The sequence below is a fragment of the Sphingobium sp. Cam5-1 genome, from assembly GCF_015693305.1.
GTDB lineage: Bacteria > Pseudomonadota > Alphaproteobacteria > Sphingomonadales > Sphingomonadaceae > Sphingobium.
On the sequence record NZ_CP065138.1, the window covers coordinates 1,907,335 to 1,932,773 of the forward strand.

General features: G+C 60.6%; 25 protein-coding genes and 1 tRNA gene. 13 read left to right on the forward strand and 13 right to left on the reverse strand.

Features of this window, described 5'->3' with window-relative positions:
• Positions 1-12 precede the first annotated feature (12 nt).
• The 8 genes from IZV00_RS09515 to IZV00_RS09545 form a co-directional block, all read right to left on the reverse strand.
• Positions 13-216 carry a hypothetical protein gene (locus tag IZV00_RS09515; RefSeq protein ID WP_196224430.1) on the reverse strand — a complete coding sequence of 68 codons (204 nt, stop codon included), beginning with the start codon at positions 214-216 and terminating at the stop codon, positions 13-15.
• 37 nt (positions 217-253) lie between these two features.
• A complete protein-coding gene (gene nhaA, locus IZV00_RS09520) occupies positions 254-1,573 on the reverse strand; it encodes a Na+/H+ antiporter NhaA (RefSeq protein WP_196224431.1) in 1,320 nt (439 codons plus the stop codon).
• Positions 1,574-1,701: 128 nt separating this feature from the next.
• A complete protein-coding gene (locus IZV00_RS09525) occupies positions 1,702-1,968 on the reverse strand; it encodes a hypothetical protein (RefSeq protein WP_196224432.1) in 267 nt (88 codons plus the stop codon).
• 40 nt (positions 1,969-2,008) lie between these two features.
• Entirely contained in the window at positions 2,009-2,170 is a 162-nt protein-coding gene (locus IZV00_RS09530; protein ID WP_196224433.1) for a hypothetical protein, read from the reverse strand.
• Positions 2,167-2,541, reverse strand: coding sequence for a hypothetical protein (locus IZV00_RS09535; protein ID WP_196224434.1), 375 nt, complete (start codon positions 2,539-2,541; stop codon positions 2,167-2,169). The genes IZV00_RS09530 and IZV00_RS09535 overlap by 4 nt, the downstream gene beginning before the upstream one ends.
• Before the next feature lie 161 nt (positions 2,542-2,702).
• Positions 2,703-3,185, reverse strand: a complete 483-nt coding sequence (locus IZV00_RS21170) for a transglutaminase-like domain-containing protein (protein WP_230463167.1) — start codon at positions 3,183-3,185, stop codon at positions 2,703-2,705.
• Complete coding sequence (locus IZV00_RS21175; RefSeq protein WP_230463168.1) at positions 3,178-3,552, reverse strand: transglutaminase N-terminal domain-containing protein; 375 nt, start codon at positions 3,550-3,552, stop codon at positions 3,178-3,180. Before IZV00_RS21175 ends, IZV00_RS21170 begins: the two co-directional genes overlap by 8 nt.
• 61 nt (positions 3,553-3,613) lie before the next feature.
• Complete coding sequence (locus IZV00_RS09545) at positions 3,614-3,871, reverse strand: GlsB/YeaQ/YmgE family stress response membrane protein (protein WP_196224435.1); 258 nt, start codon at positions 3,869-3,871, stop codon at positions 3,614-3,616.
• Between the two features lie 323 nt (positions 3,872-4,194).
• Here IZV00_RS09545 and IZV00_RS09550 point away from each other — a divergent pair, with 323 nt between their 5' ends.
• The 7 genes from IZV00_RS09550 (at position 4,195) to IZV00_RS21515 (ending at position 9,864) form a co-directional block, all read left to right on the forward strand.
• Entirely contained in the window at positions 4,195-4,779 is a 585-nt protein-coding gene (locus IZV00_RS09550) for a DUF4142 domain-containing protein (RefSeq protein WP_196224436.1), read from the forward strand.
• 69 nt (positions 4,780-4,848) lie between these two features.
• A complete protein-coding gene (locus tag IZV00_RS09555) occupies positions 4,849-5,295 on the forward strand; it encodes a ferritin-like domain-containing protein (RefSeq protein ID WP_196224437.1) in 447 nt (148 codons plus the stop codon).
• Positions 5,296-5,358: 63 nt separating this feature from the next.
• On the forward strand, positions 5,359-5,745 hold the full coding sequence (locus tag IZV00_RS09560; protein ID WP_196224438.1) for a PRC-barrel domain-containing protein: 387 nt from the start codon (positions 5,359-5,361) through the stop codon (positions 5,743-5,745).
• Positions 5,746-5,938: 193 nt separating this feature from the next.
• Complete coding sequence (locus IZV00_RS09565) at positions 5,939-6,964, forward strand: sensor histidine kinase (protein ID WP_196224439.1); 1,026 nt, start codon at positions 5,939-5,941, stop codon at positions 6,962-6,964.
• A 286-nt stretch (positions 6,965-7,250) separates the two neighbouring features.
• Positions 7,251-8,408, forward strand: a complete 1,158-nt coding sequence (locus IZV00_RS09570; RefSeq protein WP_196224440.1) for an extracellular catalytic domain type 1 short-chain-length polyhydroxyalkanoate depolymerase — start codon at positions 7,251-7,253, stop codon at positions 8,406-8,408.
• Between the two features lie 180 nt (positions 8,409-8,588).
• The gene (locus IZV00_RS09575; protein ID WP_196224441.1) at positions 8,589-9,221 is read left to right on the forward strand and encodes a tyrosine-type recombinase/integrase; all 633 of its coding nucleotides are present in this window, start codon (positions 8,589-8,591) and stop codon (positions 9,219-9,221) included.
• A gap of 394 nt (positions 9,222-9,615) precedes the next feature.
• Entirely contained in the window at positions 9,616-9,864 is a 249-nt protein-coding gene (locus IZV00_RS21515) for an SEC-C metal-binding domain-containing protein (RefSeq protein WP_443020078.1), read from the forward strand.
• 333 nt (positions 9,865-10,197) lie between these two features.
• On the opposite strand, the gene IZV00_RS09585 is transcribed toward IZV00_RS21515, so the two are convergent.
• Together IZV00_RS09585 and IZV00_RS09590 are read right to left on the reverse strand one after the other, a co-directional pair.
• Positions 10,198-11,427 carry a tyrosine-type recombinase/integrase gene (locus IZV00_RS09585; RefSeq protein ID WP_196224443.1) on the reverse strand — a complete coding sequence of 410 codons (1,230 nt, stop codon included), beginning with the start codon at positions 11,425-11,427 and terminating at the stop codon, positions 10,198-10,200.
• 162 nt (positions 11,428-11,589) lie between these two features.
• A tRNA-Thr gene (locus tag IZV00_RS09590) sits at positions 11,590-11,665 on the reverse strand.
• A gap of 187 nt (positions 11,666-11,852) precedes the next feature.
• On the opposite strand from IZV00_RS09590, the gene IZV00_RS09595 reads away from it, so the two are divergent.
• The 6 genes from IZV00_RS09595 to IZV00_RS09620 all read left to right on the forward strand — a co-directional run bounded on the left by IZV00_RS09595 (position 11,853) and on the right by IZV00_RS09620 (position 21,185).
• Entirely contained in the window at positions 11,853-13,127 is a 1,275-nt protein-coding gene (locus tag IZV00_RS09595) for a PAS domain-containing protein (protein ID WP_196224444.1), read from the forward strand.
• A 175-nt stretch (positions 13,128-13,302) separates the two neighbouring features.
• Positions 13,303-17,973, forward strand: a complete 4,671-nt coding sequence (locus tag IZV00_RS09600; protein ID WP_196224445.1) for an NAD-glutamate dehydrogenase — start codon at positions 13,303-13,305, stop codon at positions 17,971-17,973.
• Between the two features lie 208 nt (positions 17,974-18,181).
• A complete protein-coding gene (locus IZV00_RS09605) occupies positions 18,182-18,820 on the forward strand; it encodes a PepSY-associated TM helix domain-containing protein (RefSeq protein ID WP_196224446.1) in 639 nt (212 codons plus the stop codon).
• Positions 18,821-18,839: 19 nt separating this feature from the next.
• Positions 18,840-19,364 carry a DUF2271 domain-containing protein gene (locus tag IZV00_RS09610; RefSeq protein WP_196224447.1) on the forward strand — a complete coding sequence of 175 codons (525 nt, stop codon included), beginning with the start codon at positions 18,840-18,842 and terminating at the stop codon, positions 19,362-19,364.
• A gap of 10 nt (positions 19,365-19,374) precedes the next feature.
• On the forward strand, positions 19,375-20,214 hold the full coding sequence (locus tag IZV00_RS09615) for a DUF4198 domain-containing protein (RefSeq protein ID WP_196224448.1): 840 nt from the start codon (positions 19,375-19,377) through the stop codon (positions 20,212-20,214).
• Between the two features lie 98 nt (positions 20,215-20,312).
• The gene (locus tag IZV00_RS09620; RefSeq protein WP_196224449.1) at positions 20,313-21,185 is read left to right on the forward strand and encodes an FAD:protein FMN transferase; all 873 of its coding nucleotides are present in this window, start codon (positions 20,313-20,315) and stop codon (positions 21,183-21,185) included.
• Between the two features lie 14 nt (positions 21,186-21,199).
• Here IZV00_RS09620 and IZV00_RS09625 read toward each other — a convergent pair whose 3' ends face one another.
• From IZV00_RS09625 to IZV00_RS09635, 3 genes are all read right to left on the reverse strand, one after another.
• On the reverse strand, positions 21,200-21,883 hold the full coding sequence (locus tag IZV00_RS09625; protein WP_196224450.1) for a Fe2+-dependent dioxygenase: 684 nt from the start codon (positions 21,881-21,883) through the stop codon (positions 21,200-21,202).
• Positions 21,884-21,910: 27 nt separating this feature from the next.
• Positions 21,911-22,678 (reverse strand): energy transducer TonB, encoded by a 768-nt coding sequence (locus IZV00_RS09630; protein ID WP_196224451.1) that lies wholly within the window; start codon positions 22,676-22,678, stop codon positions 21,911-21,913.
• A gap of 176 nt (positions 22,679-22,854) precedes the next feature.
• Positions 22,855-25,437 (reverse strand): TonB-dependent receptor, encoded by a 2,583-nt coding sequence (locus IZV00_RS09635; RefSeq protein WP_196224452.1) that lies wholly within the window; start codon positions 25,435-25,437, stop codon positions 22,855-22,857.
• Between the last annotated feature and the right edge of the window lie 2 nt (positions 25,438-25,439).

Here is a 25,439-nt window from a genome sequence, read left to right on the forward strand (position 1 = left end):
GTTCTCCGCTCGTCACTTGAATGACGGCTTGCGGCAAGAGCAGCCGCTTGAGGCTACTTCGAATATCATCTTTGGTAGACTGAGGTTGGTCTCATCTGCCGCTAGCGGCACCGCCGACATGGCATCATCCGCGCCGACGCTAAAACGCGTTTCTGCGTCGACCATGATCTGCGGCATGATCCTATAGCCATAGCCGGCAAAGATGCCGCCGACCAAAGAGTTTAGCTCCCTGCCCGAACTTATCGTTGGATGGTCACCAGGCATTCCCTCGTTTGTGCCACGTCACCCAATAAACGGCCAACAGGCCCACGACAGCCGATGCGAGCGAGGCAAGAAGAATTCCCAGCTTCGCCGCAGCCAGCAGCGTCGAAGGATAAGCCAGGTTCGCAATGAAAAAGGACATAGTGAAGCCTATCCCCGTCAGGAAGGCGCCGGCCGTGAGGAAAGACCAGTTCAGGCCTGCTCCGAGCGTTGCTAGGCCGGAACGCAGCACCAGCCAGCTGAAGAGCAGAACTCCTATCGGCTTGCCGAAGACCAGCGCGACAAAGATTGCGACGGTGACAGGTTGGATGTCGGACGTTGAAAACGCGACCCCCGCATTGGCCAGAGCGAAGAGAGGCATGATTGCGAACCCCACCCAAGGGTGCAGCATCATTTCCAACCGCTCCAACGGCGATAGGGATTCGCTGATGGCGCGGCCCGCTTCCACAAGGTCGCGGCGGTCCGATGTGTCGCCACTCCACTCATGATCACGCGGCTCCATGACGTTCCCGAGGATGGCGCGCAGGCGCGGCACACCCACCCAGATTCGCGCCGGGGTCATTAGCCCGAGTATGACACCGGCGATCGTCGCGTGGATGCCGGAGGCGTCAAGGCACAGCCAAAACGCGGCTCCGAAGAAAAAGTATATTGGGATGCTTCTGATGCCCAGACGAGCGGCGATGGCGATTACACTGAGGACCAAAAACGCAAGACCGATTGCGCCGAAATTCAAGGCATTCCCGTACCCAATCGCCACGACCAGGATGGCGCCAATGTCATCGAAAATCGCCAGGGCTATGAGGAACAGGCGCAAGCTGTGGGGAACGCGCGAACCAAAGAGCGCAAGCCCCCCGATGACGAACGCCGTATCGGTCGCCATCACCGTTCCCCAGCCGTGCGTGCCGGCTTTTCCGGCCAGAATCGCAATGTAGATCGAAGCAGGCACTATCATGCCGCCCAGCGCAGCTGCGAAAGGAAGGGCCGCCGTTCGCAGGTTTCGCAATTCGCCCAGAGCGAACTCGCGCTTCATCTCCAGGGACACCACGAAGAAAAAGAAGGTCATCAATCCGTCGTTGATCCAGTGTCCCGTTGAACGGGTAAAGTCCAAGGGGCCGATCTGCAGCCCGATCTGCATCTCCCAGAACGCCAGGAATTGCTCAGACCAAGCCGTATTTGCGAGGGTCAATGCGACTATCGTAGCGACCAGCAACAATCCCCCGGCTGCGGCCTCGACCCTGAGGAACTGCGTGAACGGCTTCGTTAGTCGGTCGGCAAACTCGTGCGGCAGGCCTGGATTTGCGGGATCGATCATCTCGGCCTCTTCATACTGCGGCCTGAGGGTTGTAGTATTCAGGAACGGCATGTGCGCATGCCGTGATGGCCGGGCACAGGATCCTAACGTACAAGCGATGGATCTCCTCCGATTTTTGGTGGCTCAGTTCAGGGGCTTTCGAACCCCCTGTCCGGGTTTTCGCTGAGCAGCCTGTCCTCTTCGCTGGGCAACCTCTCATTTTGGAGAGCGGCCATGTCCGCAATGATGCGCGTTCGTTCGCGACGAGCTTCGCGTTGTTCGGCGGCAACAGCCACGGTGCCCCATGCCTTGGCCGCTTTCTCGGCCACGCGGCGGATGTTTTCCAACACCGCATTGATCGCGCGATCACGCTGGATGATCTCCTGCATACGGCAAAAGGTCGATGAAAGTTCCATGGGATGTCCTTTCAAAAGCTCAATGCCCAGGTGGCCAAGATCAGGAGGGCTTTTGGTCACGTCTGGCCTGAGCAACTGCGTCGCTCAACTTCGAGTAGCGATAATCCTTGTAGCGATAGTGATCGACCCGAACGCGAGTGATCTCGTAATGAGCCATCTGCTCGGCCGCAGCGGCTTCGTCTAGTTCAGAAGGATCGTTCATCCTGGTTGCTCCTGCGACTGAACACCGGCCCGCAGCACATCAAGCTTCGCCTTTTGCTGGCGAAGGACGCGAGAGCGATTTGCATAGGTGTTGTAACGCATCCCTACCCGCCCATCGGCAAAATCGCTGGCCAGCTTGCTTTCCATGCGACGAACCTGAGCCTCGAGCGTCTCGACATCATTGGCGGAAAGTGCGGGAGTTGGCGTCGGGGACTTCGCTCCGGCGACGTGACCGCCTTCATTCTCCCAATTGTCCTCGCGCAGGGATCGCGCGGCGTCACCCTCCGCACCGCTGGATTGCGGGGTCATGGGAAGATCGAGTGGAAGAACCGCGCTGTCCGTACTCGTTTCGCCAATAGATAAAAAGGACATCGTTCGTCTCCATCATGAGCGGGAGCACGAACTATCTCTCGGCCGCATTCGAGCCCTGGGCATTGGAGTGCGGTAAATTCGATATGGGGTGTGCACTGCGAAATACCATGGGCGGAGAGGCCTTTTGGCAAGCCACCCTGTTATCCACCCGCGCATGCTGGTCAGCGCAGTTCGACTTCCACGCTCATATGGTCCAGCATGTTCGTTGGCCCCGCATAGCTGCCGCTGACCGGCGCGATCTGGTAGATACCTCGACCGGTCGCGACAGGCACAAGGTTGAAACCACCAACGCTGCGGTTGGTCGGGTCAAAGGTGATCCAGGCAGCGCCGGGTACAAAGACCTCCGCCCAGGCATGGGTGGACCCGGTCATATTCTGGCCGACGAGGTTTTCCTTCCGGTTGTCGAGATACCCCGAGACGATCCGCGCGCCGAAGCCGAGACTGCGCGCTGCCTCGACGAACAACACCGAGAAATCGCGGCATGATCCCCAGCCGCGGTTCAATGTCTCCACGGGGGACTGTGTGCCTTCATCCTCTCGCGCCTGATAAAAGATCCCGTTGCCAACGCCGGTGGTCAGGTCTTTTAGCAGTGCAAGCGTATCGGTCGGATTTCCAGCGACGAATCCTCGCGTCCAGTCACGCAACCGATGGGCCTCGTCCGGGTACTGCATGACGGTCAAACTGCCGAGGTCCGTCCAATCGTCTGTATCGAAAAGGATAATTGATCGCCGATGCAGCGATATCGAACACCGGCCACGCGACTGCGCTCACGGCGAGCACCGATCTGCTTTTGACAATCGGGCTGTCGGTCATGACTGGAACGGTCGCTGTCGCAACCGCGTTGCCGGCGACGTCACGGGTCCAGGAAATGCTCGCCTCGGGCGTGATATCGAGATCAAAAGATACGAGTTCGAGATCATGACCTTCGCGCGGGCGCAACATCAGCCGGTGGGGGCCAAGCTGGACCGGCTGCCTATAATGGTAGGATGTGCGGTGCCTGATGGTGAGCATGCTCAAATGGCTTCACTGGTAGCGCTGCATTGCCGGCGTACCCATATAGATGATGATGATCTCAGCGTATCGATCCGCGGCGGACCATGTTGACGATTGCGAGCAATATGATCGACCCCACGAGCGAGACCAGAAATGTCGTGATCGTGAGCGGCGCATTGTTGATCTCGCCCCGCGCAAAAATCAGGCCGCCGATGAAGGCGCCGATGATGCCGACCATGATATTGAGAATGATGCCCTGCTGTCCATCCGTGCGCATGATGACGCTTGCAAGCCAGCCGATGACGCCGCCGACGACAAGCCACATGATGATTCCCATGATCGCTCTCCTGTGATCCATAATCCAGAAGACGATCTCGCCGCATCGGCATATCGCGCCCGGAGTATATTAAATCATCGGACGGGGCATCCGTTCCATGAATATTATATTCTATATGTGTAAATACCTATCAGTCGGCAGGTGAATCATGGCGTTTCCGAAAATATAAATATGGAATATTTGCAACGATATCGAACCTCGATCGTTCCCTGATAGCTGCAAGCGATACCTCTCCATCCTGGACGGTGCGTTTCCAGCCAAAGAGCGGACGTGCCTTTTCTTGCCGGAACAACTGGTGGATTCGGGTCCGCGAGGAACATAACATGAAATGTTCAATGATCTCCGTCCTGCTCGGGACGGCAATGCTCAGCGTCCCTACGGTCGCCCCAGCCCAGTCCACCATGCCCGCCATGACGGGCAGCTATTCCAGCGCGGACGTGGGCGCCGCACCCATCCACGGCCTCGATGGTCCGGCCTTCTCTGCCTCCGCATCCGATGCCAATCTGTTTCAGATAGCGGCAAGTCGGCTTAGCCTCGCGCGCTCACAGCGTGGCGACGTCAAGAACTATGCGCGCCGTATGATCTCGGAGGCGCAAACCTCCCAGCAGACGCTTCTCGCCTCGCTAAACAACGACCAGCGCAGGATCGCCCGGCCGACCACCCGATTGTCGGCAGAACGAGCTTCGATGCTCAAGATGTTGCGGAGCACGCCGCGGGGATCGTTTGACAACCTCTATCTCACCCAGTCCGCACGCGTTCAGCAGGGCAATTGGGCCACTTACAAGGGCTATGCCGAAGACGGCGCCGACCAGTCGCTGAAACAGGTTGCCGGAAACGGCGTGCCGATCATCGAGCAACAGCTCCAGCAGGGCGATGCGCTGTTGCCATCGACCCTCTCCGCAAACTGAGCGCCACGAGGAGCCGGAGGGTGCCATCCCTTCCCGCTCTTAATACTACCCAAATAAAGGATACAAAACGTGAGCGACAAGCATGATATCTCGGTTCTGAACGGACTGATCACAACGACCCTCGACAGCCTGAAAGGCTTCGAGGATGCAGCCGAAGACGCTAAGAGTACGCGCTTTGAGACCCTGTTCGCCGGCTTCGCGCTTGATCGCAGACAGGTCGTCGCTTCCCTGCAGGCGGAAGTACGCGGGCTCGGCGGTGAGCCTGAGGACAGTTCCAGTTTCCTGGGCGCGGCGCATCGCAGCTTCATGGACCTCAAGCAGGCGTTCACTGGCAAGAACGACAAGGCGATCATCGACGAAGTCGAGCGCGGCGAGGATCATATCAAGGCCAAGTTCGAAATCGCGTTGAAGGACACCGACCTGCAACCCGCAACACGGGACGTCATTCGCGACGCCTTCACCTCTGTGAAGGCCGGGCACGACCAGACCAGCGCATTAAAGCACAGTCTTGCCTGAGAATGCTTGTCCAGTCCGGGGTGGCGCTTGCTGCCCCTGGCTTTCACTCAAAGGAGCCAAGCCATGGCCACCAATGCAGAAGCACCAGCCGCGCCCCTTGGCGCGGTTGTCCTGATCTCCGCCGACGACATTCGCGGCAAGGCCGTGCATGGCCGCGATGGCGACAAGCTGGGTACGATCGCCAAGCTTATCCTTGATGAGCGGACCGGACAGATCGCCTATATCATCCTGTCCACCGGGGGATTTCTCGGATTGGGGCAGAGCTATCACCCCATTCCCTGGTCGGCTTTTCGCCACAGCGAGACGGAGGGCGGATATGTGGCCGCCATCGACAAGCGCCTGTTGGAAGGCGCCCCCAGCTTCCGGCCGGATTCGGCGCCTCTATTCGACGAAACCTATGGTCGGCGCGTGACCGATTATTATAGGATAGCGCCGGCAGCCAATGGCTGATCTGGACCGGTCTTGTCCCGAATTCGGGACAGCACCATCTGCCCGGCGTTGAATAGATGCCGGGCTTACGCACGATGATGCTATGGTCAAGCCACGAGTCTACGACCTCCTCAAAGGAAAGTCCGATTCGCGATTACCGGATGCAGCTTTCATTACCGTGAGCTTTCCGGCTTCCCCGGAAAGGGGCATCATTATGAAGCCGCCCGTCCACCCTGATGTTGCGCACGGCCTCGCGCTGGCGATCCTGACTTCTTCCGCAGCGCCCGCGTTGCTCCTCGACGAGGACTTGACCGTCATTGCCGGCAGCACATCCTTTTACCGCGCATTCGGTCTTGATCCGCTGAATGTCAGCGGACAGTCAGTGTTTACGCTCGGCGCAGGGGAGTGGAACGTGCCTCAGCTTCGCTCGCTGCTCGACGCCACCCTTTCGGGCCATGTCAGGATCGAAGCCTATGAGATGGATCTCAAGGGTGGAGTGCCGCCCCGGCGCCTCGTTTTGAGTGCGCACAAGCTCGACTATGGCGAACCGGAACAGGTCCGCCTGCTCCTGACCATTTCGGACGTCACGGAAGCCCGGCTTAGCGAGAAGCTCAAGGATAACTTGCTCCGCGAGAAGGCGATCCTGCTCCAGGAGCTTCAGCACCGCGTCGCCAACAGTCTCCAGATTATTGCGAGTGTGCTGATGCAGAGCGCGCGGCGGGTGCAATCGGATGAAGCGCGGGGGCATCTCCACGACGCGCACAATCGGGTGATGTCGATCGCCACTTTGCAGCAGCAACTCGTGGCATCAAGGCTGGGCGAGGTCGAATTACGGGAATATCTGAGCCAATTGTGCAAAAGCCTGGGCGCCTCGATGATCCACGATCATGACAAGGTGTCGATCGCGGTGACCGCCGACGGCACCAGCGTGAATGCCGACATCTCGGTGAGCCTGGGACTGATCGTCACCGAACTGGTCATCAATGCGCTCAAACATGCGTTTCCCGGGGCGCGCGATGGCAGGATCCTCGTCGATTATCACATGCACGATGTCGGCTGGACCTTGTCGGTCAGCGACAACGGCATTGGCACGCCCGAGACGCTGGCCGATGCGAAGCCAGGCCTCGGCACAAGCATCGTCGAAGCTTTGGCCAGTCAGTTGCATGCGACCGTTGAGACCGAGGGTGGATACCCAGGGACGACCGTTTCGGTTACGCATACAAAATCTCCATCGTCCTAACGCAGCCCTCGCAGCGCAGGTTGAGATCGCACAACATGAGATCACCTACGGCCAGCCGGCCTTGTTCGATGACACGGTGACGTCCCACGGTTGGAGGTGAAGCCGCGCGGGTGTCGACCGCCGGTCCGACTTGTCAGCGCCGGAAACTCGGACGTTTCTTCGCAACCGGACTGAAAGAAGTACTTGGGTACCTTGCATCAATGGTCTGACACCCCATTTATTGTGCGGTGCAGCAAGATAGTCATAACCACGCCTTTGCAGGCTATCTGCATCCAAGGTGATTGTCATGCGCAAACTCTCCGACACTATAGCCCGGCTTGCTTCACTGCGTGACGCAGCCGATATGAGTGCAGTGACCAGCGGGCGCCTCGAAAGCCTTCCGAATTTCGGCTCGAACCCTGGGGCTCTCCACGCCCATATCTATGTACCGCCCACTCTCTGCGATGGAGCAGCCCTCGTCGTCGTCATGCATGGCTGTACCCAGACGGCAGCCGGCTACGACGTGGGGGCAGGCTGGTCCGAGATGGCCGATCGGCACGGCTTTGCCCTCCTGTTTCCTGAGCAGCAGCGGCAGAACAACCCGAACCTGTGCTTTAACTGGTTTTCGCCGAAGGACAGCCGCCGTGGTTCCGGCGAGGCGCTTTCGATCCGTCAGATGATCGACGCCGTCGCCAGTGCTCACCCGATCGATCCGGCGCGCATCTTCGTCACAGGCCTTTCTGCGGGAGGGGCGATGGCCTCGGTGATGCTGGCGACCTATCCGGAGGTGTTCGCCGGCGGCGCGATCATCGCCGGTCTGCCCTACGGCTGCGCGAGCACGATCCCGCAAGCTTTTGATCGTATGCGCGGGCACGACGTCCCGCGTGAGGCCGAGCTTGCAGCGCTAATTCGCGGCGCCTCCGATCATCCGGGACCATGGCCTACCCTCTCGATCTGGCATGGCAGCGGCGACCCGACGGTGAACCCCACAAACGCCGACGCCATCATAGCCCAGTGGCGCGCTCTGCATGGGATCGGCCTCGATCCCGCGCGGATCGAGGCCGTCGATGGATATCCCAGGCGCGTCTGGTGCGATGCCGCCGGCCACGAGGTAATCGAGGAATACAGCATCACCGGCATGGGCCATGGTACGCCGCTCGACACCGCGGGCGAGAACGGCTGCGGCAGGAGCGGTGCCTATATGCTGGAGGCCAGCATTTCCTCCACACGACACATCTGCCGATTCTGGGGCCTAGTGAATAGCGACAAGCATGCTGTTCATGTTAGACCTGCCGAGGCGGGACCTACGAGACAAAACCTCGCTCTCACATTTGGATCGAACACGGTGAATGAAACCCCACGTGCCGGTATCCCTACGGCGCGCCCGCTGATCGACGTGCCCGCAGTCGGCGGAGTGGGCAAAGTGATTGAGGATGCACTTCGGGCAGCCGGGCTCATGCGTTAGCGGCTCGCAAAACTCAGCGCACGCCATGACCCACTGGATCTGTGACGGTTTCGTGCCGGTCATCCATTCAAGCGGGCACGGGACGGCTTCAGGGGGTCGCCAGGCGCCGTGGGTCTTCCTGTTTATCGAGCGCCAAAGCGTTCTTCGAGCGGCCACTCCTCTGGCCATCGGAGAATGATCATGGAATTGCCTGAAACTGAACTCACCGCCACCAAGCGCCAGGTCTGGAATGCCGGAAGGGCCGTTGGCGCTAAGCGTGCGCTGAAACCGAAGCAGATTTGGGAGATCCGATTTTACCTAAATCAGCGCCGCCGTTTGCGAGATCGAGCGCTGTTCGATCTGGCGATCGACAGCAAACTCAGGGGCTGCGACTTGGTGCAGATGAAGATCGGCGACCTTGTCAGCGGCGGACAAATTCGAACGCGTGCGATCGTGATGCAGCAGAAAACAGGTCGGCCTGTTCAGTTCGAGCTGCTTCCAGACGCTAGGGCCAGTCTACTGGCCTGGCTTGAGCGGCGGGGCGGCACGGTGGACGACTATGTCTTTCCGAGCAGGGTTGATCATAATGGGCATCTCAGCACCCGACAGTATGCCCGGCTCGTCGATGAATGGGTGACAGGGGTCGGTCTGATGCGAAACGAGTACGGCACGCACTCACTTCGCCGGACGAAGGCATCAATAATCTACCGGGCAACCGGCAACCTTCGCGCCGTCCAGATCCTCCTCGGTCATAGCAAGATCGAGAATACGGTGCGCTATCTCGGGATCGACGTGGAAGACGCGCTCGCCTTAGCCGAAAACACCGAAATCTGACTCGTTGGCTCCTCGCGTCCCGCGAGGGGCCATTTTAACGCGCTTGGGAAAATTGCTGCCCTTCCCAAGCCGCTTATCGAACGGCAGAGTTTTGGTCAAAAGCCGTCATTCACTGGAAGATCTGCGGAAGTCCGACTTTGGTCGGTAAGCCCCGAAACCATTCGTCCGCCTCCTCGCCAGCGAGCGTTCTGCAGATGGCCGATGTGGCCATAGGAGAACGACCATGGAGATGCCTGAAACCGAAACCACCGCCAGCAAGCGCCCTGTTTGGAATGCCGGAAGAACCGTGGGTGCAAAGCGGGCACTAAAACCAAAACAGATCTGGGAAACCGGCTTAACATTGCACAGCAATCATCTACCGCACGTGGAGGCGGAGCAACGGCTAGAGGGGCATATGTGGCTCCGAAAATACAGGACACGGTCATCCGCTTGGTATGGACTGAGCCTATCTCCAAACGACGGGCGCATACGAACCGGGAAGAAGGTAGAGTTCCCTTGGGCGCGAGATGAAGAATTTGAGCGTCAGGGAGAACGATTGGGGATCAACCTATCGTTAGAGCGACCGGCCAAGCTCGGGCGCAATGACCCATGCTATTGCGGCAGCGGAAAGAAATACAAGAAATGTCACCTAGGCTCGGGCTAAGGGAGCCCTAAAGTTTCGTCGACACGCATGCTGACGTTCCCAACAGTCTGCAACTGCAGACGTTGCAACCATATCGCGTCGATCCCCACTTTCGGAAAATCGACTGTGACTAACTAATGACCGATTTAAGGCGCGAAGCTGACAGGTCCGTTCGCCGTCTGGAACGTCCGCTACTCCAATCGGCGCCTCTGAGAGAAGCCGTTCCGGACTGTCCAAACAAAGCGGACATGATGACCGGTCCAAGCGCGGCAATGATATGTCCGCTACTGGGGAATGCAACTTGGCCACTAAGCTACGAAGAAGGGTCTTCTTACAGTTCTCTACTCGATAAGATCATGCGACACTTTTAAGTTGGTGTACGGGCCCCACCAATGCTTGAACCTTCAGACCATCAAGATAATCGCTCCACCATTGGGCCATCTTTACGCGCTCCTCCCAATGCTGCCCTCTTGCATACGTGCCGCGTACTGCATTGCTGTGGCCGTGCGCTAAAGCTCGCTCGATCGCGTCGGGATGCCAAAGACCGCTCTCGTTCAAAAGCGTGCTGGCCGTCGCCCTAAAACCATGAGCTGTAGCTGTGTTTCGATCGAAGCCCATCCGGCGCAAAGCTGTGTTGATGGCGTTCTCACACATCGGCTTTTTGTGGCTACGCTCCCCCGGAAACATCCAGTCCATCCAACCGGTATGAAGGCGAAGATCTCTGAACAGTGCAAGAGATTGACGGGATAACGGAACGCTGTGCGGCCGGCGCAGCTTCGTTCTCTCAGCCGGAACACGCCACACCGCCTCTTCCCAGTCGATTTCGTCCCATGTAGCCAGCCGCAACTCTCCTGGCCGGACAAAGACATGCGGCAAGACTTGCATCGCGACCTTGACGACCGCTCCGCCGCCATATTCGTCGATGGCCTTGAGCAGTTCTCCCAATTGTACAGGATCGAGAATAGCAGCATGATGCTTGACGATCGGCGACATCAATGCGTCACCAAGCAACGCTGCAGGGTCCGACTTACATAGCGCCATGGCCACGCCGTGTCGAAAAACGCGGCTGGCGAAGGCGCGCGTCCTTACCGCCGTTTCCCTCTTCCCTGCCCTTTCCAGCTTCTTCAACACCGAGAGCAGTTCGGATGGCTCTATCTCGGCGACAGGTCGGCCACCGATCGGCTTTGTAAGCTGCGAGAGATACCAGCGCGCCTTCTCGATGGTCGCCGCCGCTCTTTGGTTGCCAACGAATTTCACGGCTATAAAATCCTCTGCAACGGACTGGAAGCTATTGTCCGCGCTCAGTCGCGCCATGATTTTCTTTTTCTTTCGGTCGTGGAGCGGATCTCCACCCTCCTTAACCTCTCGCCTGGCCTGGTCACGCAGATCGCGTGCTTCAGCCAAGCTGACCTCTGGCCAGTCTCCGAGGGTCAGGCGTTTCTCACTTCCCAGCACTCGATATTTGAAGAACCAGCGCTTCGCGCCGTTCGGGCGAATCTCTAGATAGAGGCCTTTTGCATCTGTCTTTCGATAGGCGCTATCAAGTGCTGGAAAGGCGCGGATTTCTGCGGCTTTCAGGGCCATTTGGGGGCATTCCTCTTCTTCCCATCACTCTGCCCCCAAAAATGCCCCCATTTTCATGAGATCTGGGGACATTTCTTGGAACAAAGCGAGACCACCGAGAAGAACAGAATCTCTCGGAACCCGCAGAAAATCAACGTTTTTGGACGTTTTGAGAAGAGGCTCTGGTGCCGCTTACGTGACTCGAACACGTGACCCCATCATTACGAATGATGTGCTCTACCAACTGAGCTAAAGCGGCGTTGGGTGGGCCAGATAACAGCGGTTGATGCGCAGGACAAGCGGGCAATGCATCTTCGCGCATCATCTCTTCCGGGGCATGCGGCGCGCGAGCTGCGTCAGGCGAGCCGCTTCTTCACGGCATGTTTACCATCCCGTGGCAGTGTCGAGTCTCAGGAAAGCTTTTCTTCTGGATTAGGACCGACCGGATGGACACTCTGCGGGGGCAGGAAATCTCCAATGAACAGGATGATTTCGACTATGCCGATCACGAGGCGATGGAGCCGCCGTCCAGCGTAGGCTCCGACGAGCGACGCATGCAGGTGCGCGCCTATAATTATTGGGCGTCGCTGCTGGGCGACCGGACGCTTCCGTCGATCGAGGATCTTTCGCCCGATCATCTGGAGGATTTCGGCCCCAACAGCGTCCTTCTGGATTTCAGCACCGGACTCGACAACCCGGCGGTCGTCTATCTCGGATCCGCGCTACGCCGTGAGTGTGATGTCACCGGCGCCATCCAGTTCATCAACGACGTGCCGTCCCGCTCGCTGCTGTCGCGCCTGACGGACCATTATCTACAGATCATCGCCAATGCCGCGCCGATCGGTTTCGAAGCAGGCTTCCTCAACCAGCGCGGGGCGGAGATCCTCTATCGCGGCATCCTCATGCCCTTTTCGTCCGATGGCGAGACGATCGATTTCGTGTTCGGCGTCATCAGCTGGAAGGAACTGGCGAGCCAGGCCGTCGCCGACGAGCTAGGCCGCGAAGTCGATGCCGCCTTGCGCAGCAGCGCCGCGCCCGGTGCCGTAGCTCCGATCTGGGCCGATGGTCCGGCGGCGGGCGAAGATGACGACACGCTGGACCTGTCCGGCATGGAAAGCCCGGCCGACGACGCGCCGCTCGCCGACTGGCTCGCCCTCGCCCGCGACGGCGCGGAGCAGGCCCGCACCAGCGAAGCCCGCACCCACGGCGCCCTCTACCGCGCCATCGGCCTCGCCTATGACTTCGCCCTGATGAGCGAAGCGTCGCCCGAAGATTATGCCGAAATGCTGGCCGACGCCGGGATCAAGCCCCAGGCGCGCAGCCCGCTTACCGCCGTGGTGAAGCTGGTCTTCGGCTCTACCTATGACAAGACGCGCATCACCGAATATGCGACCGCACTCGAACATGCGAAGAGCGCGGGCCTCGGCCTCGGCACGCTTGGCGACTATCTCGGCGAATATCCCGGCGGCCTCAAGGCCCTGATCCGGGACGAGCGCGCCCAGCGCCGCTCGCTCCTGCCCCCTCGGCCCGACTCCAACCAAACCGCGCGCGCCGCGATGAAGGCCGCCGCGCCCATTGATCCCTTCGCCATTCCAACCGACGGAGACGGCCTGGCCGTCGTCATCGCTCGGCGGGAAGCGGATGGCACTCTGGCCATAGTCGGCGCCCTTCCCGATGGATCGGACCTTGGTCAGCGGGTGATCGTCGCGGCCGCCGCCTAAGCGAACGACAACGCTCATTTTATTTCGACGGCCAGTAACTTTATTCCATTTCTCCAATTGAGCCTCTTCCGGCGCTAGCGCATAACAAGGCGAGCCGGGGAGTCGTGTGGCAACGTTCCAGCGTCGTCTCCGTTCAGGCAAAGCGGCATGTGGCCGCAGCGGGAAGAGGTTACGCATGACGGCATTGTCCGAGCCGAAGACCAAGCAGGTGAACGCATCGATCCGCAAGGCGCTTGAGGCAGCGCTGGAAAGGGGCGCACTCCCGGGCGAAAGCGAGGATTTCGATCATGAGGCAGCGGCCGCCGCAGCCGCCTTCCTCGGCCGCACCGCCGATGTCCGCAAATCGGGCCAGCTCGCCATTTCCATCGAAACGCTCGGCGAAGGCGCAACCGGCCGCTACATGCGGATCGCCATCGTCAATGACGACATGCCCTTCCTGGTGGACTCGATCGCCAATGCGCTGGCATCGCATGACGTCACCATCTACCGCCTGCTCCACCCGGTCCTCTCGATCGACCGCAGCGACGCGGGCAAGCTGACCGCCATTCTGGACGACGAAGCCCCCGGCGCCCGCCGCGAATCGATGATCTATATCGAGGCGGATCGTGCCGATGCGAAGGGCCGCCGCGCGCTGGAAAAATCGCTGCGCCAGACGCTCACCGATGTCCGCGCTGCCGTTGCCGACTGGCCGAAAATGCGCGACGCCATGAGCAGGGACGCGGACACCATTCCCGACGGCGAAGGGGCTGCGCTGCTGCGCTGGTTCCTCGCGCGCCACTTCACGCAAACGGGCCATGAACGCCGCCTGCGCAACGGTAAGGCGGAGGATCAGCTGGGCATCTGCACGCTGGATGACACGCCGCTGCTCGCGCCCGCCTCACTCGAAGCGGCCTTCACCTGGTTTGAAGAAGGCAAGCGTAACCCACTCATCATCAAATCGAACAAGCTCTCCCGCGTCCATCGCGCCGTCCTGCTCGACCTCATCATCGTGCCGGTGCGGGAAGGAAAGCGGGTCGTCGCCCTCTCGATCCACGCGGGCATGTGGACCAGCGCGGCGCTGTCGGCCAGCCCCGACAAGGTTCCGCTGCTCCGTTCCGCCCTGTCCGCGCTGATGGACAAGTTCGGCTTCGATCCCGGCGGCCATGCGGGCAAAGTGCTCGTTCACGCGCTCACCGCCCTGCCGCACGACATATTGATCGGCTTCGATCATGAAACGCTGGAACGGCTCGCGCTCACCTTCATGTCGCTGACCGACCGGCCGCGTCCGAAACTGGCGCTCGGCACCAGTGCCCTCCCCCGCCATCTCTACGCCTTCGCCTGGCTGCCGCGCGACGAACTGACCACCGCCCGCCGTCTGGCCGTGCAGGACATGCTCTCGCAAGCGGCCCACGCGCCGGTGCTCAGCTGGTCGATCGCGCTTGAAGAAAGCGGCCTTGCCCTGCTGCGCATCACGCTCGACCTGCGCGATGGCGGCGTGGTGCCTGACGAGGTGCCGCTCGACCGCCAGTTGAAGCAAATGGTGCGCGGCTGGCTTCCCGCCGTCGAGGAAGCGCTTGCCGAAACCGAAGAGCCCGGCCGCGCCGCCGCGCTTGCCCAACGCTATGCGCCCGGCTTTCCCATGGCCTATCGCAACGGCGCCGGTCCAGCCGAAGCCGCCATCGACATCCGATTGCTCCACGGCCTTGGCGGCCCCGGCGACAAGTCGATCCGCATCTATCGCAATGGTGAGGACACGCGCGAACAACTGCGTCTGAAGCTCTACAGCCACGATGTGATCGCCCTGTCCGAAGTCGTCCCGGCGTTCGAGAATTTCGGCTTCCGCGTCATCGATGAAATGACGACAGCGGTCGATGGCGGCGCACAGGGCCATGTGCAGCGCTTCGTCCTTGAACTCCCCACGGGCGGCAGCGGTGATGCAGTCGTCGCTCGCGCCGCCATAGTGACCGAAGCGATCGCGCAGGTTCTGGAAGGCCGCGCCGAAAATGACCGGTTCAACGAACTGATCGTGACGGCCGGTCTCGCCCCCCATGCCGTCGTCCTGTTCCGCGCGCTGTTCCGCTATCTGCGCCAGACCGGCATGGCCTATGGCATGGCGACCTTCGCCGAAACGCTGCGCCGGGAACAGGAGATTGCGCGCCAGCTCATCACCCTGTTCGAGGCACTGCATGACCCCGCCGCAAAGGACGGCCCGGCCCGCGCCGAACAGGCGCAGGCCGCCATCAATGCGGGCCTCGAAAAGGTCAGCGCGATTGACGAGGACCGGGTGCTGCGCCTGCTGCGCGCCGTCATCACGGCTACCCTGCGCACCAATTTCTTCAGCAACGCCGCCGCCGAAGCGCTCGCCTTCAAACTCGACAGCGCGCAAGTGCCCGGCCTGCCTGCACCGCTGCCATGGCGCGAAATCTGGGTCTACTCCCCCCGCGTCGAGGGCATCCACCTGCGCGCGGGGCCGATCGCCCGCGGCGGCCTGCGCTGGTCTGACCGGCGCGATGATTTCCGCACCGAAATCCTCGGCCTCATGAAGGCGCAGCGGGTCAAGAATGCCGTCATCGTGCCGACCGGCGCAAAGGGCGGCTTCTACCCCAAGCAGCTTCCCAGCCCCCAGGTCGATCGCGACGCATGGATGGCGGAGGGCACCGAAAGCTACCGCATCTTCATCCGCGCGCTACTGTCGGTCACCGACAATATCGTGAAGGGCAAGGTGCGCCATCCCGCGCAAACCGTGATTCACGACGGCGACGATCCCTATTTCGTGGTCGCGGCGGACAAGGGCACGGCCACCTTCAGCGACGTCGCCAACGCCATAGCGCTGGATCACGACTTCTGGCTGGGCGACGCCTTCGCCAGCGGCGGCTCGCATGGCTATGATCACAAGGCGATGGGCATCACCGCGCGCGGCGCGTGGATCAGCGTGCGGCGGCACTTCGCCGAAATGGGCATCGATGTGCAAAGCGAGCCGGTCAGCGTCGTCGGCTGCGGCGACATGTCGGGCGACGTATTCGGCAACGGCATGCTGCTGTCGAAATCCATCCGGCTGCTCGCCGCCTTCGACCACCGCCATATCTTCCTCGATCCGGACCCCGATCCGGCGAAAAGCTGGGAGGAACGCAACCGCCTGTTCCAACTGCCCCGGTCCAGCTGGGACGATTATGACAAATCGCTGATCTCAAAAGGCGGCGGCGTGTTTCCCCGCACATTGAAAAGCATCCCGCTAAGCGCTCAGGTTCAGGCGATGCTGGGCGTCCCGGAAACCGAAATGGAACCGGCGGCTCTTGTCAGCGCCATCCTCAAAAGCCCTGCCGACCTGTTGTGGTTCGGCGGCATCGGCACCTATGTGAAGGCCGCAGCGCAAAGCCATGGCGATGTCGGCGATCCCGCCAATGACCGTCTGCGCGTCAATGCCGAGGATCTGCGCGTCAAGGTCGTCGGCGAAGGGGCCAATCTCGGCGTCACCCAGGCCGCGCGCATCGCCTTTTCGCTGCGCGGTGGCCGCATCAACACCGACTTCATCGACAATTCGGCGGGCGTCGATTGTTCGGACAATGAAGTGAACATCAAGATCGCGCTCAATCAGGAAATGGCGGAAGGCCGCCTGACCTTCGACGCGCGCAACAAACTGCTCGAAAGCATGACCGATGCCGTGGCCGACATCGTGCTGGAGGATAACCGCCTTCAGGTGCTGGGCCTGTCCATCGCCGAATCCGGCGGAACGGCGGACCTCGCCAGCTATGTCCGGCTGATCGAAACCTTCGAAGAAAGCGGGCGGCTCGACCGGCAGGTGGAGGGCCTCGCCGCCAATGACATGCTGCTCCGGCGTGGACAGGATGGCCTTGGTCTTACCCGGCCCGAATTGGCGGTCCTCCTCTCCACGGCCAAGCTCGCGCTACAGGATGCCATCGAACAGGGTCAGCTCGCCCTCGATCCCAGCATGGGTCCGGAACTCGCGGCTGCCTTCCCGCCCGCCATGCAAAAGAAGGAGGCGGACGCCATTGCCGCCCACGCTCTTGCAAAGGAAATCGTCGCGACGAAGGTCGCCAACCGCATCGTCAATCGCCTAGGCCTCATCCACCCCTTCGAACTCGCCGAAGAGGAAGGCTGCTCGCTTGCCGATCTGGCCAGCGCCTTCCTGATCGCTGAGCGTCTCTATGACATCGGCACCCTCTGGGCCGACATCGACGCCGCCGCCATGTCGGAAGCGGCGCGCCTCGCCCTGTTCGCCGATGTCGCCAACGGCGTGCGGATACAGATTGCCGACATTTTGCGCAGCCTCCCCACCGGGACCCTGCCCGGCGCCGGTCACGCTCTGCTTGCCAGCGGCGTGGAAAAGCTGGCCCACGATGTCGATGACCTCCTCACCAGCGAAGCCCTGCGCCGCACCAATGCCGTCATCGACCGCTTGGCTTCGCTGGGCGCGCCAGAGGATCTTGTGCGCCGCACCGCCGGTCTGTTCAAGCTCGACGGCGCCGTCGGCATCGCCGCGCTTGCGGTGCGGCTAAAGGTCGATGAAGTCGCCCTCACCCGCGCCTTCACCCATCTGGGCGAAACGGTCGGCATCGATTGGGTTCAGTCAACCGCCGCCCGCATGGCCCCTAGCGACCCATGGGAAAGGCTGCTCATTTCCGGCGTCGCCCGCGACATGCAGCAGGTCCGTCTCGACTTCCTGGAACAGGGCGGCAAATCCAACGGCAAGGACATCCTCGCCCATGTCGACGCATGGCTGGCCGAAAAGCAGCCCCGCATCACCCAATTCCGCGCCCTCGTCCACCGCGCCAAGGCGGCTGCGGCACCCAATGTAGCGATGCTCGCGGAAATAGCGGGGCAAGCAAGGGGGCTGCTGGGGCGGTAATAGCGCCGCCCCCTCAACAGCATTTCATTTCAGCCTCCATCGTCATCCCAGCGAAAGCTGGGATCTCGTGCCTCAACACGCCCCACCACGCGCCCTCGCCCAAAACACCCAACCCATACACTTTAATACAATTTCCTCCCTCTCCGCGTTTGCAATTGCGAGTCGTTCGCGTTATCCGGTCCACCTCATCATCAGGACCGACCTCCCAATGCACGCCCCTGCCCGCCTCCAGCCCAAGAAAAAGAAGAAGACCTTCTGGCTGAAGCAGCTGCACAGCTGGCACTGGATCAGTTCCGCGATCAGCCTCATCGGCCTCCTGCTTTTCGCCTTCACCGGCATCACCCTCAACCACGCCGCCGATGTAGAAGCCTCACCACAGACCATCGAAAAGTCCGCGACCCTCCCCGCGCCGCTCCTGAAACAAGTCGCCCCCGACAACCGCCCTGACGCCAAGAAACCGCTCCCCACCCCCATCGCCGCATGGGTCGAAAAGGAAATCGGCGCGCGGGCGACTGGCGAAGCGGAATGGTCCGCCGACGAAATCTACCTCGCCCTCCCCCGCCCCGGCGGCGACGGCTGGGTCTCGATCGACCGGCAGAGCGGCGCGGTGACCAGCGAAAGCACCAGCCGCGGCTGGATCAGCTATTTGAACGACCTCCACAAGGGCCGCAACACCGGCACCGTCTGGAAATGGTTCATCGACATCTTCGCCGTCGCTTGTTTCGTTTTCGCAATGACCGGCCTCCTCCTCCTCCAGCTCCACGCCGCCAAGCGTCCTAGCACCTGGCCCATCGTCGGCGCAGGCCTCATCATCCCAACCGTTTTAATTCTCCTTTTCCTTCATTAATTCAGGGGACCAGCAGCACATGCAAATCCGCTACAAACTCATCCTCGGCAGCAGCGCCGCCTTCGGCGCAGCCGCAATCCCCGCCACCGCCCAGACGCTGAACGTCAACGTCACCATCCCCCGCCTTTCCGTCGCCGAATATCACCGCCCCTACGTCGCCATCTGGCTGGAAAAGGAAGGCGCCACCCCCCGCACCCTGTCGGTCTGGTATGATGTCGACAAGGCCAAGGGCGAAGGCACCAAATGGCTCCGCGACCTGCGCCAATGGTGGCGCGTCTCCGGCCGTTCGCTGAAGGTCCCCGCCGACGGTATCACCGGAGCAACCCGCGCTCCGGGTGAGCAAAAGGTCGCCTTCACGCCAGGTAAAGGCCCACTCGGCCAACTCTCACCCGGCAACTACACGCTAGTGGTGGAAGCCGCGCGCGAAGTCGGCGGGCGTGAACTGCTCCGCCTGCCCTTCAGCTGGCCCGCAAAGCCCGGCGCTATCGTCCGCGCAAAGGGCAACAATGAATTGGGGCAGGTCAGCCTCAGCGTCAGCAAATAAGAGGACTGTCATGAAAGCCAGATATCTGATCGCAGCGACCCTCGCCACGCTCATGGCCACTAGCGCTGCCCAAGCCCACCGCCAGTGGATGCTCCCGTCCTCGACAACCCTGTCCGGAACGGACAGCTGGGTCACCATTGACGCGGCGGTTTCCAACGACCTTTTCTACTTCGAACATATGCCTATGCGCACCGACGCGGTCACAGTGACACAGCCGGACGGCTCGGCAGGCAAGATCGAAAACGCCGCCACCGGCAAATATCGCTCCACCTTCGATGTTCACCTGACGCAGCCAGGCACATATCGCGTCGCCAGCGTCTCGACCGGAGTCATGGGCAGCTACACCCTCAACGGCGAAGTAAAGCGCCTCCCTCGCGGCACGACCAAGGAGAAGCTGACCGAAGCGATCCCGGCCGGAGCCACCAACATCCAGACGATCGAAGCCACCAACCGCAACGAGATTTTCCTGACGCTGGGCGCGCCTACCACCACCATATTCAAGCCGACCGGCGTTGGCATCGAATTGGTGCCCGTCACCCATCCGAACGATTTGGTGACAGGCGAAGCGGCGACCTTCCAGTTCCTTCTCGACGGGAAGCCTGCCACGGATCTCAAGGTAACGGTGATCCCCGGCGGTATCCGCTATCGCGACACGTTGGGCCAGCAGGATCTGGTCACCGGCAAGGACGGAAAAGTTTCGATCAAATGGCCGCAGCCTGGCATGTACTGGCTGAACGCCACAGTCGGCGGAAATCGCGAAGGTGGCGAAGGCGCTCAGGCGACTTCGCCCGCTGCTCCTGCACCGCGCCGCGCTTCCTATGTCACCACTTTGGAAGTACTGGCCCCCTGACCGGCATTCGCATCGCCATTCCTGACATGCCGCCCCCGCAGCCCCCATCGGCTCAGCGGGGCGGATCAGGATACATTACAGAGCTTTCCGGACCGACCATGGGTACAAGCTGGTCGGCCCGGATCGTCGATGCTCCACCCGGCTGCGCGAGCACAATCGATGACGTACTTTCTTGCGTCATCGCGCAGATGAGCAATTGGGAAGCCGATTCCGACATCAGCCGCTTCAATGCACTGCCGACCGGGACTTGGACAGCGCTGCCGTCAGACATGATGACAGTCCTGAAGGCCGGGTTGACCATGGCGCATCTATCCGGCGGCGCATTTGACCCGGCAATCGGACAGATGGTCGAACGATGGGGTTTCGGCCCATCGGGCCTAACAGGTCCAGAAATAGTGCCTGCGCATCCTGCACCCTGGACCATGGTCGAGATCGCGGATCAGAGCGCCCGTCGCCTTGCTGACGTGAAGCTGGACTTTTCTGGCATAGCAAAGGGTTTCGCAGTCGATGCGGTTTCAGAAGCTCTCCGCGATCTGGGCGCTCGCCATTTTCTGGTCGAGATCGGCGGGGAATTGCGCGGCGATGGCCTCAAGCCCGATGGCCAACCCTGGTGGGTTGATGTAGAGGCGCCGCCGGGTCTCACAGTGCCTACCCTCCGCATCGCCTTGTGCGGCCTGTCTGTAGCCACTTCAGGCGATTATGTGCGCTTCCAGACCAAGGGCGGCACGCACCTGTCTCACAGCATCGATCCGGCAACTGGCAGACCGATCGCCAATGATGTCGCTTCTGTCACGGTTCTGCACAAAAGCGCGATGCTGGCAGATGCCTGGGCAACTGCAATCACGATCTTGGGGCATGAACGCGGCATGGCGTTGGCGACACGTCACGATATCGCCGCACGCCTCATTCTCCGCACCGACGACGGCGCCAAGGAATATATAACGCCTGCTCTGGCTTCGATGCTCGATTAGGCCAGCCAGCCGTTTCAGGCGTCTGCCCACCGCCGCAGCAGATTGTGATAGACGCCCGTCAAGCGGATCACCTGGACATTATCATGGCCAAGATCGACGGCCAGCGCCTGTATGCTGCTATCGAGATCGAACATCATCTGACGCGCAGCATCGTCCCGAACCATCGACTGCAGCCAGAAAAAGCTGGCAATCCGTCGCCCGCGCGTCACCGGCTCAACGCGATGAAGCGACGACGAAGGGTATAAAACTGCATGGCCCGCCGGTAGCTTCACCCGCTGCACGCCGAAATTTGTCTCGACGGTCAATTCGCCACCATCATAGCGTTGCGGATCTTCCAGGAAGACGGTCATCGAGAGGTCGGATCGTACCCTGAACCCGGTGCCTGCCTGCACCCGGACGGCATTATCCACATGTACTCCGAACGCCTGGCCGCCTTCATAACTGTTGAACAGGGGCGGGAATATCTTGAGCGGGAGGGCAGCAGCGATAAACAGCGGTGAGCGCCCCAAGGCTTCCAGGATGATCTGCCCCGCCTGTCGCGCCTCGGGCGCATCCTCGGGAAGCTGCATGTTGCGCTTGGCCAGCGCCGACTGATGACCTGAGGTGACATTGCCATCGACCCATTGCGCGGCAGCGATGAGCGTCCGGACGCGCTGCACAGTGACAGGATCGAGCAAGTCGGGGATAACGGTCAGCATGTCGGAAACGCTATCAGCACCTGTTGTTCACGCGTCCGCGCTGCGCAGGACAAAGGGGATTTCAACGACGCCCTTGACTCGCACCGGCTGGCCGTCCCGGATCATCGGCTTCCACCGCCAGCTTCGCACCGCTTCGCGCGCCGCGACGTCCAGACGGGAAAAGCCGCTGCTCTGTGCTATAGTCAGGCTTTCCACAGCCCCATCGACGCCCAGCGTCAGGGACAGAATGACAGTTCCCTGCTCGCGCTTGCGACGGCTTTCGATCGGGTAGCGCGGCGGCTTGCCCGCCACCATCTGTGTAGCAAGATCGCCGCCCTGGACGGTGCTCGGCGAGGCAGAAGCTATCGGCGCGGCCAGCACAGGCGCCCGGATTACAACAGGCGTTGGAGGGACCGGGACCGGAGAAGGATCAGGCGTGGTAGCGATCTGCACCGGCGGAACTGGCACTTGAACCAACGCCGGGGGAGCGACCACCGGAGGAGCAGATGGCGGAGGCGGAGGCGTTTCCGCAGCGGGCGGCGGCGGGGGTGGCATCAAGTTTACGACCGACAAGCGCGCTTCGCGGACGTGCCGAACTTGTTGTCGGGCATGAATGAGCGCGAAGATCAAAACGCCGTGAATGAGGGTGATGAGCAGGATCGTCGGTAAATTGATCTGGCGTCGTTCACCATAGCGCGAAGCATTGGCTGTCCGGACCTCCGGCATCTGGATACAGGAAGACGGTGACGGGCTGAGCAGCGGAGAAACAGAGGATGCAGCATCATCTGTAATGAACCGTTCCGCTGCATCGAGCATGCCACTTTCCCTTTCACGGCGATTCCCTGCGGAACAAGCACATAACGCGGGTTCTAATGCGAATCAATCGCACTCCCATTATTTCTTCGGAAACGGGGCGGATGGCGATCCGAGGAGGAGTGCATCGCCATCCGCCCTTTCCCCCGGCAAGGGACGATGCCGGGGGATGAGAGTGATCAGAAAGTGTAGTTCAGGCTCAACACTGCCGAACGGGTCGGTGCGGGCTGTGCCCAGCTGTTGCCAACGTTGTTACGAACGGTCGTCACATATTTCTCGTTCGTGAAATTCTGGACGTTGAGCTGAGCCTTCAGGTTTTCAGTAATCGGGTAGTTGGCCATGAACCTGTGAATGGTATAGCTCGGCACGTAATAACCGACATAGTTCCCACTCGCGAGCTGTGCCAGGTTTGGCTGGTTGAGCAGAAACTTGCCCTGGTAAGTGATGCCGTAACCCAGTTCCAAGCCGAACCCGAAGCGGTAGGTGGTGAACAGACTGCCCGAATGCTTGGGCGTATTGGTGAGTGAATATCCGCGAGTTGGATCAGGGAAAGCAGTGCTGTTTCCGCAGTTGCCAGCAGCCGGATCATTTGTACCGGGATTGGCTAGGCAGTAATCGGAAACTCCCTGTTTGATCTTGCTTTTGAGATACATGTAGTTCGCCGAGATCGTCCAGTTGCTCGTGATGTTACCGGAAGCGCCCAGCGAAATCCCTTCAACTCGCTGATGCCCGTCGGATGCCTGGTCAGGAAGCAGTGGGTCGCCGGAAAGCACCTTGATCTGGTTTCGGTCGTTGCGGAAAAGAGCAGCCGTCAGCAGCAGTTTCGCATCAAACAGATCTGCCTTCGCGCCGATCTCGTAATTCTTCGTGTTTTCCGGCTTCACATTACAAGTGCCGCTGCCCCCATCAACGTTTCTTGCAGAGCAGGAGCCATCGACCGAAGCCTTGGATGGCAGTTTTGAGTTGCCATAGGCCAAGTAAACGCTGGTGTTCGGCGTCGGCTTGAACACTGCACCGATACGGTAGGAGAAAAGGTTGTCATCGATCGACGTATAGGTTGGATTTGTGACCCCCGCAGCGGGCACCGTCAACAACCCCCTGTTGGGACCGGCTACCTCATAGCTGAAGGCGCGGTTCCAGCCCTTGACCTTTTCATACCGCAGGCCGCCGTTCAATTCGAACCAGTCCGTGACCTTCATGGCATCGAACAAATATGCGGCATAGCTGGTCTGCTGCCCGATATTGTAGCTGCTCAGGATGAAGTTGGTGGGGCCGTTATAAGCATTGCTGCCATAGAAACGCTGCAGACCGGATGTTGCAGCAGGGCCGACGATCGTGCTGCTGGGATCGGCAATGCTTACAAGCGGGTTATAGAATCCCAGGCTGGCTGCGGCATTGTAAAGCGTGTTGGGGATGGCGGTGCTTTGACCGCGAGGCACTGTGAAAGGAGCAGCATAGGGATCAAAGCCATCAGCCGTGCGCCCAATGCTTCCCTGGCGCTGATTATAACGTTCCCACAGTGCCGAGGCACCGACGACTAGGCTGTGCTCGACGCCACCCGTGTCGAAATCTGCGCTGAGGTCGAATTGGGTATAGGCCGTTTCATTACGGATGAAGCGTTGGTTGCCGCGCCCGCCTGTCGGCAAATAATAGCCTACCGGGATTGTCAGGGTCTCACCCGCTTGGCTTGTATAGATAGTGGTCGTGCACGATCCGTTGGCCGCATCTGGATTAAAGCCGCCAGCAGTGCCGTTATCCAGGCAGAATACGCCGTTGGGCTGGCTCGTCACGGTGTTCTGGCGAATATTCTCATAACGCGTCAGGTTGCGAAACTTGACCGCGTCGCTGAATTGATGGCTGAAGATCGCCTGCAACGTGTCCGTCTTGCTATCCTGCTTGTCCAGATTGGCGAAACCGTAATAGCCCGAACGATCAAAGCCATCCGCTATCCCACCCAGCGCAGGGAAATACCGAATGCCATATTGCGGCATCGCATCGTCATCCAGATGCTCATATTGCAACGTCAGGCTGGTCGGGCTGTCGATGCCGATGGTGATCGCAGGCGCGATGCCCCAGCGCTTGTAATTTTCGACGTCGCGGCCGGGCACGTCATTTTCGTGATATACCGCATTGACGCGCACGGCGATCAGGTCGTTGATGCGCTTGTTGGCATCCACCGTCGCGCGATAATAATTGTCGGTCCCGATCCCGGCATTCAGGATCGTCTGGTCATCCGCCAGCGGCCGCTTAGTCACGAGGTTGATCGTACCCGCAACCGAACCGCCGCCGTTCATCACGGAGTTCGCGCCGTTGGTAACTTCGACCTGCTCGATATTATAGACTTCGTTGCGATTCAGGAATGCGCCCGATCGGACGCCATCGACGGTAACGTCGTTCTTCGCGTCCTGGCCGCGCAGGATGATGCGGTCGCCATAACCGAAACCGCCCTCGCCAGCACCGAAGGTGATGCCGGGCACAGTCGACAGCACGTCACGCAATGTGAGCAGATTCTGCTGCTGGATCGTTTCCTTGTTGATCACTGTGATCGTCTGCGGCGTGTCCAGCAGTGGGCGCACATATTTAGGGGACCCTGCTCGCTCGACCTTGATCTCCGAGGCATCGATCGCGGTGTCCGTTACGGTCATCCCGCCAAGCTTGGGCGCCGGTGCGCCGTCTTGCGCCTGGGCGGCCGAAGCAAAGGCAATTGCGCTTACGCATCCAAGCGCCAGGAAGGACGGGATCGATTTGGAACTGCTGGACATCA